Source organism: Mesorhizobium sp. XAP4 (genome assembly GCF_029269325.1).
Taxonomy (GTDB): domain Bacteria; phylum Pseudomonadota; class Alphaproteobacteria; order Rhizobiales; family Rhizobiaceae; genus Mesorhizobium; species Mesorhizobium ciceri.
Window position 1 is genome coordinate 402,596 of record NZ_JARIXW010000006.1, and the last position, 9,905, is coordinate 412,500.

The window sequence follows — 9,905 nt, forward strand, 5'->3', positions numbered from 1 at the left end:
TTTTCTCAGGCATCCATCGCGGTGAGATGCGCGGCTGCCGCGGCGTCGATTGCCGCAAGCTCGCCTGCCGCAAGCGTGATCTCCCCGGCCCGTGCATTGTCGAGCGCCTGTTCGGGATTGCGCGCGCCGCACAGGGCGAAGGTGATGCCCGGCTGGGCGAGCGTCCAGGCGATGACGATCTGCGCCGTCGACGCCTGGTGGCTCTCGGCGATAGGGGCGATGGCCTCCTTCAGCTTTGCCACCTTCTGTCGGTTGGCCGTGGAAAAGCGCGGGTTGTCCTTGCGCTGGTCGTCGCCGCCGAATGTGCGGCCGGGGTCGACCGTGCCGGTGAGCAGCCCCAGCGCCAGCGACGAATAGCTGAGCGTGGCGATGTCATGGCGGCGAGTGATCGGCAGCAGGCTGCTCTCGATGTCGCGGTCGATCATCGAATAGCGCTCCTGGATCGCATCGAGCTGGCCGGCATCGATATAATGGCCGAGATCCTCGGCGCTGATATTGCTGGCGCCGATGGCGCGGATCTTGCCGGCTGCCTTGAGCTTTTCCAATACCGCCATCGTCTCGGCGATCGGCGTCGTCGGGTCCTGCCAATGGGTGATGTAGAGGTCGATATGATCGGTGCCGAGACGCCGCAGGCTCTGCTCGACCTCATAGGCGATGCCGTCGGCGCCGAGATAGCGATGCACTGGCTTGTCGTCCTGGTCGAAGAAATGCCCGCCCTTGCCCGAATGCCAGTTCAGCCCGCATTTGGTCGCGATCACCACCTTGTCGCGCTTGCCCTTGATGGCGGTGCCGACGATCGCCTCGCTGCGGCCAAGACCGTAGGCCGGCGCTGTGTCGATCAGGCTGAGGCCGGCATCGATCGAGGCTTCGATCGCCCGCACCGACTCCTTCTCGTCGGTGCCGCCCCACATCCATCCGCCAATCGCCCAGGTGCCCAGGCCCACGGCCGACGCCGATATGCCGGACTTGCCGATCTGCCGCTGGATCTGTCGAGAATTCATGCTGCCTCCTGTTCGGCCAGCTCGAGGATCTGGAGCCCCGTGGCCTCGTCCGTGACGATGGTGTCGAGATGATTTCCGCGCATTGCGGCGAGGATCGGCGCGACCTTGCTGGCGCCACTTGCAATGCCGATCGAGCGCGGGATGGTCGCGAACTCGTCAAGCGTCAGCGAGACCAACGAACGGTTGAGCGAGTAGTTGCAAAGCTTGCCCCGGCGATCGATGAGATGGGCGAGCAGCTCGCCTGTTGCCCCGGACTTCTCGATCGCCTGGCGATCGGCATTCGAGGACGGATGCAAATCGTAGTAACTGGAATCGTCGGTCAGGATGGAGCCGACACCCACCACCGCGACATCGGCCTCGCGCGCCTTGCGAAACACGTCTGCGACGGAGCTGATGCCCATCAGCATCTCGCGCTGCGGCGCGGTATCGGCAAACAACGGCGCATGGATCTGATAGGCGCGGCCGCCGAGCTTGTCGGCCATCAGCGAGGCGACATGGTTGACATCGGTGTAGTGCTTGCCCTGGACCAGCCCGGTGGCGGGAATGATTTCGACGTCGTAGCGGCGCCCCGGCTTGAGACCGGCGACCAGCGCGCTGACGCCCTTGCCGCCGGTGATCGAAATCGTGTCGCCGTCCTTGATGGTGTCGAGCAGCAGCCCAGCCGCAGCCTCGCCGACCCGCTGCAGGGCGGTGTGCGGATTTTCGGAGACCGACGGCACCACCATCGCCCGCTCGATGCCGCCCAGCGCCACCAGCCGCGCTTCCAGGTCGACCAGATGGTCGATCGGCGACTTGATCTTGATCTCGACGAGACCGAGCTGGTGACCGCGCTTGATCAGCCGGTTGACGGTCGCGTGCGAGATGCCGAGTTCCCCGGCGATCTCGGCCTGGGTCTTGCCTTCGACATAATGCAGGACAAGCGCCTGGTGCATCTGACGAACAGCGGCGATGTCGTCGCGGGTGTTGGGAGGGGCCATGGTCTTGTTTCGCCGCCTTTGAGGTTCAGGACTTCTTGCGGTGCAGGAAGTGATCGATCGACACCGCTGCCAGCAGGATGCATCCCTTGATCATGTCCTGCCAATAGACCGAGACATCGAGCAGGATAAGCGAGCTCGTCACCACCGACAGCAGAGCCATGCCGAGGATCGCCCCGAAGATGGTGCCCGAGCCGCCATTCAGCGAGGCGCCGCCGATGACGGCCGCGGCGATGATGTTGAGCTCCATGCCGGCGCCGAAGGTCGGCGTCGCCGCGCCGAAGCGCGCCATGTAGATGACGCCGGCCACTCCGGCGAGGGTCGAGCACAGCACCGTGACCCAGAACTTCACCTGATTGGTCCTGATGCCGGAGAACTGCGCGGCCTTCTCATTGGAGCCGGTGTAGAAAACCTTGCGGAAGGCCGTGGCGCGGCGCAGCAGGAAGTCGAAGATCGCCACCACGACGACGAAGATCAGGATGACATAGGGGATGTTGTTGAAGCTGCCCTGGCCGATGGCCTTGAAGGTCGGCGGCAGGGTGAACAGCGAAAGCGGCGTGCCCTTGGTGACCACCAGGCACATGCCGCGCACGATGACCATGGCCGCAAGCGACGTGATGAAATGATTGAGCCCTATCACGGTCACGAAGAAGCCCATGGCCGCGCCGATCAGCGCGCTGACGCCGATGCCGATCAGGCTTGCCGTCCAGGGATCGAGCCCGGCGAGGAACAGCGCACCCGAGACCACCATCGAGAAACACACGACGGAGCCGACGGAAAGGTCGATGCCGCCAACGATGAGCAGGACGGTCATGCCGACGACGACGATGCCTTCGATGGAGAAGCTCATCAGCATGGCGCGGAAATTGCCCCATGTCAGGAAGTGCGGCGAGGCGAAGCTCATGGCGATGCACAGCGCCAGGATGATGACGATCAGCCCGGCCTCGCGCATCGAGGCGAGGTGAGCGAAGTTGATGCGCCGCCCGGCGGACTTGATCTCGGCGTGCACGAGCGCTTCTCCTGGTTCCCTAGGCGACATTCTGGGCCTGCCTTTGAATTGAACTGTACTGGACGCCCGAGGCGAGCATGATGATGGCTTCCTCGCCGAGCTCGCTGGCGGCGAGTTCGCCGGCGATCCTGCCTTCGCGCACCACAAGAACGCGGTCGCACAAGCCAATCAGCTCCGGCAGTTCGGACGAGATGATGATGACGCCGACACCGCTGCCGGCTAGCTGGCGCAGCAGCCGGTGAATCTCGACCTTGGCGCCGACATCGATCCCGCGCGTCGGCTCGTCCATGATGATGACCTTGGGACTGACGGACAGCTGCTTGGCGATGGCAACCTTCTGCTGGTTGCCACCGCTCAGCGTCGACACAGTGGCCTCGATGCCGGCCATGCGCACGCCGAGCCTGCCGGTCAGCTCCCACGCCTGACGATCCTCGGCCTTGCGGTCGAGCAGGCCGAGGCGCCCGGTGAGCCGGCCGAGGTCGAGCGCCGATATGTTCGCCGCGATCGGCAGATCGAGGAACACGCCGGAGCCTTTGCGATCCTCAGAGAGATAGACCAGCCCCGCCTTGACCGCATCGCCATAACTGCGCAGCCGGAGCTGCTTTCCGTCGAGCGCGACGGTTCCAGAGGTCATTGGCCTGAGGCCGCAGACCGTCTGTGCGATCTCGCTGCGGCCGGCGCCGATCAGGCCGCCTATGCCCAGAATTTCGCCAGCGCGAAGCTGCAGATCGACGTCGGCGAAGCGGCGCCCATCGGAAAGCCCCTCGACCGACAGGAGAAGGCGCCCAGGCTCTTGCGGCGCCAGCTTGTCGGGATAGAGCTGGGTGATTTCGCGGCCGACCATCTTGCGCACGACATCGTCGGGTGAAACGGCGGCTATCGCATCGGTCGCCACGTAGCGGCCGTCGCGGAAGACGGTGACGCGGTCGCAGAGCGAGAAGATCTCGGCCATGCGGTGGCTGATATAGACCACCGAAATGCCACGTTCCCTAAGCCCGCGCACTATCGAGAACAGGCGTTGCGCTTCGCTTTCGGTGAGTGCGGCGGTCGGCTCGTCGAGCATCAGCACCTTGCAGTCGAGCGTCAGCGCCTTGGCGATCTCGACAAGCTGTTGGTTGGAAATGGAGAGGTCGGCGACCCTGGTGCGCACCGGAATGGGCGCGAGCAGGTCCATGACCTTCTGGGCGTCAGCGTAGAGCTTCTGGAAATTCATCAGCGGCGCGCGCCGGCTGTTGATCGCGGCCATGTAGATGTTTTCGGCAACCGTGGCGTCCTGACACAGCGCGATCTCCTGGTGGACGAGCGCGATGCCGAGACGTTGGGCGGCCGCAGGCGAGTGAATCGAAGTGCGCTCACCATCGATCAGGATGTCGCCCTCGTCGGGCTGCAATACACCGGCGATCATGTTCATCAGCGTCGACTTGCCGGCGCCGTTCTCGCCGCACAGCGCATGGATTTCGCCGCGCCGCAGCTCGAACCGCACGTCGCTCAGTGCCTTGACCGGGCCGAACGCCTTGGACAGGCCGCGGATTTCAAGAATGGGCGACTGGGTCACGCCATGCTCCTGCGATGCTTGCGGGGGAGGAAGGAGGCCGAAGCCTCCTTCCCGGTTGGTCCGGCCTTGTGGAGGCCGGGGCGGCGATCGAGACTATTCCTCGATGCCCTTGGTGCCGCGACGCTTGAGGTACTTGTCCCAGTAGAAGTCGTCCGCATTGTCCTTGGAGACGATGGAGAAGCCATTGTCGACGAAGGGCACGCTCATCGGGTTGAAGCCCGAACGCTTGGCGTCGTTCATCGGATCGATCAGGCCGGGATGCTTGGCCATCCACAACAGCATGAAGCCCATATAGCCCTGCATGCCCTGGTTGGGATTGACCGAGCCGAAGATCTCGCCGGCCTTGATCATGTCGAGGATCTTGGCGTTGACGTCGGCGAGCATGACGCGGATCTTGCCGCCGCCTTCCTTGGCGGCCTGGGCAGCACCGATGGCCGAGTTGGCCTCCGGCATGAACACGGCGCCGAGGTCCGGATGCGCCTGCGCCAGGCTCAAAACCGCCTGATAGGCCTTGGTCGGATCCTGGTTCGAAGCGGCGCGGCCGACGAGCTTCATGTCGGGCCATTTGGCTTCCATGCGGGCAACGAAGGCGTTGACGCGCTTGTCGTGGTTGTCCTGGCCGGGATTCTCCAGCACCGCATATTCGCCCTTGCCATCCATCGCCTTGGCAACGGCGTCGGCGGCATAGGTGCCTTCGGCATTGTTGTCGGAGGTGATGTAGGAGACGCGCTTGGAATTCGGCGAGTCGGCGGCGAAGGTCACCACCGCGGTGCCCTGCTTGATGGCGCGGTTGATCGGCTCGATGAACGGATCGGAGTTCATCGGATGCACCAGTATACCCGCCGGCTTCTGCGCCAGTGCCTGGTCGAAGGTGGCGATCTGCTTGTTGACGTCGTATTCCGGCGTACCCGTATAGGCGGTCTCGCAGCCGAATTGCTGGCCGGCCTGCTTGAACATTTCATAGACCGGGAACCAGTATTCGACGCCCGAGACCATCACGTTCATGACGTATTTTTCACCCGGCTCGCATTTGAACGGGTTAGCGGTTTCGGCGCGTACCTGCATCGACCCAAAGCAGGTCGATGCAGCCGCCGCGATTGCGAGCGTGCTCAGAAATTTGCGCAAGTTTCCTCCCTTGGCCGAAGCCATCCTCAATGACCGTCGCAGGCACTCAGTGAGCGCTGCCGTATGGATTTGATGATGCCGACCTTCCTCCGAAAGCCGACGATCGGGACATTACAGCCCGGGCGCGCATTGTCAATATAATTCACATAGTGAAATATATTTCATAGTCTCCTTCAAGGGGATTTCTACGCTCCGGTCGACGAGGCTGGTCGCGGCCGCCAAGATGCCGTACGGGCTGGGCAAGGCCTTACCGGCCTTTGGCCGCGAAACCGGAGAGGGTGGTGGAGTATCCGCACGGGGGCTCGCATGGTGCCCTCCCGCCGGCCGCGTCTTTATCGCCTGAAGCCCCCGATCCTGTCTTTGATAGATCTGTTCCGGGCGCAGCGTGACGCTCTCCATATGTCCGCTTGGCCAGAAAGTCGGCTGCAGCTTCGGCTTCGCTTTCGGGGGCCTGAGCCTGGGCAGATCGATGGCCACCCCAGCCGCATATCAAAACGGCGCGCGGGCATTTGTGGCTGGCGGGCTGTTTTTGATGTTGGTTTTGGGGAGAGGATTTGCGTTTTCTGTCTGGCGGCTTGGCTTGGCTGGTTGCGGGCGCCTGATGACAGGCCGGCAGCACAGCACAGCACAAAACAAAAAGCCCGCACGATGGCGGGCTTTTTTGAATTTGGTTGCGGGGACAGGATTTGAACCTGTGACCTTCAGGTTATGAGCCTGACGAGCTACCGGGCTGCTCCACCCCGCGTCAATTTTTGTGTAAGCCGAGGCCTACAGATAGGTATATGGCTGACCAAATGAAAGGGCCGCTTACGCGGCCCGTGATCCCTTGGCGGGCCATTTCATAAAGAGAAGATTTCTCTCCATCCGATTTGGATGTGAGATCAACGTGCGTTTGGCAGACCTGGCAGCGACCTACTCTCCCGCGTCTTGAGACGAAGTACCATCAGCGCTGGAGCGTTTCACGGCCGAGTTCGGAATGGGATCGGGTGCAGCCGCTCCGCCATAACCACCAGGTCGGCAAAACGCACGTTGTTCGAGAAGCTTTTGAGCGAAGGCGCACAAAGAGACATCGGCAGCGGAGCTGTCGGGTGCCTCTCGGGGCTGTTCGCTGGTCTTTGTGTGCCTTTACGGTTCTTGGTCTGGCGCCTTTCGAAGCGAAGCTTCGCAAGGTCGACCGTCGGCGCTGATGCGCCGCACTCACGTAGCGCCGCCCGCAGGGCGGAACAAGCGTGAGTGAGAACAGACCATCTGACTTTGTCAGATGGGCATAAGGAATGAGAACGATCAAGCCGATCGAACTATTAGTACCGGTAAGCTTCAAGCGTTGCCGCTCTTCCACACCCGGCCTATCAACGTGGTCGTCTTCCACGGTTCTCAGGGAATACTCGTTTTAAGGTGGGTTTCCCGCTTAGATGCCTTCAGCGGTTATCCCGTCCGGATATAGCTACCCTGCTATGCGGCTGGCGCCACAACAGGTCCACCAGAGATCCGTCCATCCCGGTCCTCTCGTACTAGGGACAGATCCTTTCAATATTCCTACACCCACGGCAGATAGGGACCGAACTGTCTCACGACGTTCTGAACCCAACTCACGTACCGCTTTAAATGGCGAACAGCCATACCCTTGGGACCTGCTCCAGCCCCAGGATGCGATGAGTCGACATCGAGGTGCCAAACAACCCCGTCGATATGGACTCTTGGGGGTCATCAGCCTGTTATCCCCGGCGTACCTTTTATCCGTTGAGCGATGGCCCTTCCACGCGGGACCACCGGATCACTATGACCGACTTTCGTCTCTGCTCGACTTGTCAGTCTCGCAGTCAGGCAGGCTTATGCCATTGCACTCAGCGAACGATTTCCGACCGTTCTGAGCCCACCATCGCGCGCCTCCGTTACTCTTTAGGAGGCGACCGCCCCAGTCAAACTACCCACCATACATTGTCCCGGACCCGGATAACGGGCCGCGGTTAGACATCCATAGTAATAAGGGTGGTATTTCAAGGGTGGCTCCACCTGAGCTGGCGCCCAGGCTTCAAAGCCTACCACCTATCCTACACATGCCACTACGAATGCCAATGTAAAGCTATAGTAAAGGTGCACGGGGTCTTTCCGTCTAACCGCAGGAACCCCGCATCTTCACGGGGAATTCAATTTCACTGAGTCTATGCTGGAGACAGCGGGGAAGTCGTTACGCCATTCGTGCAGGTCGGAACTTACCCGACAAGGAATTTCGCTACCTTAGGACCGTTATAGTTACGGCCGCCGTTTACTGGGGCTTCGATTCAGAGCTTGCACCCCTCCTCTTAACCTTCCAGCACCGGGCAGGCGTCAGACCCTATACGTCGTCTTGCGACTTCGCAGAGCCCTGTGTTTTTGATAAACAGTCGCTACCCCCTGGTCTGTGCCACCCTCCTCTACTTGCGTAGAAAAGGGTCACGCTTCTTCCGAAGTTACGCGTGCAATTTGCCGAGTTCCTTCAGCATAGTTCTCTCAAGCGCCTTGGTATACTCTACCAGACCACCAGTGTCGGTTTCGGGTACGGTTTATAAGGAGGAGCTATTTCCTGGAACCACGCAGCAGCCCGTTCAATCCGATAAGATTGGACTACCTCAATGATCCGTCACTACCTCCAAGCCCACGAATATTAACGTGGTTCCCATCGACTACGCGTTTCCGCCTCGTCTTAGGGGCCGGCTAACCCTGCTCAGATTAGCTTTAAGCAGGAACCCTTGGTCTTTCGGCGGGGGAGTCTCTCACTCCCCTTACGTTACTCATGTCAGCATTCGCACTTCTGATACCTCCACCACCCCTCACGGGTATGGCTTCATCAGCTTACAGAACGCTCCGCTACCGCTTGGCCCTTGCGGACCAAACCCTAAGCTTCGGTGTATGGCTTTAGCCCCGTTACATTTTCGGCGCAAAGACCCTTATTTAGACCAGTGAGCTGTTACGCTTTCTTTAAATGATGGCTGCTTCTAAGCCAACATCCTGGTTGTTTTGGGATCCTCACATCCTTTCCCACTTAGCCATAACTTGGGGACCTTAGCTGTAGGTCAGGGTTGTTTCCCTTTTCACGACGGACGTTAGCACCCGCCGTGTGTCTGCCGACTAGTACTCCCAGGTATTCGGAGTTTGGTTAGGTTTGGTAATCCGGTGAGGACCCCTAGCCCATCCAGTGCTCTACCCCCTGGGGTATTCGGTCGACGCTCTACCTAAATAGATTTCGCGGAGAACCAGCTATTTCCGAGTTTGATTGGCCTTTCACCCCTAGCCACAAGTCATCCCGAACTATTGCAACAGTTATGGGTTCGGTCCTCCAGTAAGTGTTACCTTACCTTCAACCTGCTCATGGCTAGATCACTCGGTTTCGGGTCTAATGCGACGAACTGAACGCCCTGTTCAGACTCGCTTTCGCTGCGCCTACACCTAGCGGTTTAAGCTTGCTCGTCACACTAAGTCGCTGACCCATTATACAAAAGGTACGTGGTCACCCAGGACGAACCTTGGGCTTCCACTGTTTGTAGGCAATCGGTTTCAGGTACTCTTTCACTCCCCTTGTCGGGGTGCTTTTCACCTTTCCCTCACGGTACTAGTTCGCTATCGGTCATGCACGAGTACTTAGGCTTGGAGGGTGGTCCCCCCAATTTCAGACAGGATTTCACGTGTCCCGCCTTACTCGAGGACGATTGATTGCATTACGCGTACGGGGCTGTCACCCACTATGGCCCTACTTTCCAGAAGGTTCCGCTTGTCTCTCAATCGCCACTGGCCTGGTCCGGGTTCGCTCGCCACTACTTCCGGAGTCTCGGTTGATGTCCTTTCCTACGGGTACTTAGATGTTTCAGTTCCCCGCGTTCGCCACTTTACCCCTATGTATTCAGGGTAAGTTACCTATTATCGATACTTGGAAACCACAGCAGCAATCCGGCCTTGCGACCTTCTGGCTGCTCTGATTTTCCAAGTACCTTAGGTGGGTTTCCCCATTCGGAAATCTACGGATCAAAGGGTATTCGCACCTCCCCGTAGCTTATCGCAGCGTATCACGTCCTTCATCGCCTGTGCATGCCAAGGCATCCACCAATTGCCCTTAAGACACTTGATCGTTCTCATTGCCAATGCCCACCCGCGCAATCCGAAGGATTGTCGCTTCAGCCTTCCCCTTACGGAGTTGGCATCCACGCAATTCCAAAGGAATTGTCGCCTGAAGCAGATCCTGTGCGGGATCAAACTTCGATGTCATT

General features: G+C 60.1%; 5 protein-coding genes, 1 tRNA gene and 2 rRNA genes. All 8 read right to left on the minus strand.

The window, feature by feature from the left end:
- Positions 1 to 5: 5 nt before the first annotated feature.
- The 8 genes from P3C39_RS25855 to P3C39_RS25890 all read right to left on the minus strand — a co-directional run bounded on the left by P3C39_RS25855 (position 6) and on the right by P3C39_RS25890 (position 9,766).
- Positions 6 to 1,001, minus strand: a complete 996-nt coding sequence (locus P3C39_RS25855) for an aldo/keto reductase (RefSeq protein WP_027161269.1) — start codon at positions 999 to 1,001, stop codon at positions 6 to 8.
- Positions 998 to 1,978, minus strand: coding sequence for a sugar-binding transcriptional regulator (locus P3C39_RS25860; protein ID WP_275954550.1), 981 nt, complete (start codon positions 1,976 to 1,978; stop codon positions 998 to 1,000). The genes P3C39_RS25855 and P3C39_RS25860 overlap by 4 nt, the downstream gene beginning before the upstream one ends.
- Positions 1,979 to 2,003: 25 nt before the next feature.
- Positions 2,004 to 2,927, minus strand: a complete 924-nt coding sequence (locus tag P3C39_RS25865; RefSeq protein ID WP_224620220.1) for an ABC transporter permease — start codon at positions 2,925 to 2,927, stop codon at positions 2,004 to 2,006.
- Positions 2,928 to 3,003: 76 nt separating this feature from the next.
- Positions 3,004 to 4,539 (minus strand): sugar ABC transporter ATP-binding protein, encoded by a 1,536-nt coding sequence (locus P3C39_RS25870; RefSeq protein WP_275954551.1) that lies wholly within the window; start codon positions 4,537 to 4,539, stop codon positions 3,004 to 3,006.
- Positions 4,540 to 4,632: 93 nt separating this feature from the next.
- Complete coding sequence (locus tag P3C39_RS25875) at positions 4,633 to 5,664, minus strand: substrate-binding domain-containing protein (RefSeq protein WP_275954552.1); 1,032 nt, start codon at positions 5,662 to 5,664, stop codon at positions 4,633 to 4,635.
- Between the two features lie 668 nt (positions 5,665 to 6,332).
- Positions 6,333 to 6,409: transfer RNA gene (locus P3C39_RS25880), tRNA-Met, on the minus strand.
- 154 nt (positions 6,410 to 6,563) lie between these two features.
- Positions 6,564 to 6,678: ribosomal RNA gene (rrf, locus tag P3C39_RS25885) — 5S ribosomal RNA — on the minus strand.
- A 266-nt stretch (positions 6,679 to 6,944) separates the two neighbouring features.
- A 23S ribosomal RNA gene (locus P3C39_RS25890) occupies positions 6,945 to 9,766 on the minus strand.
- Positions 9,767 to 9,905: the final 139 nt, after the last annotated feature.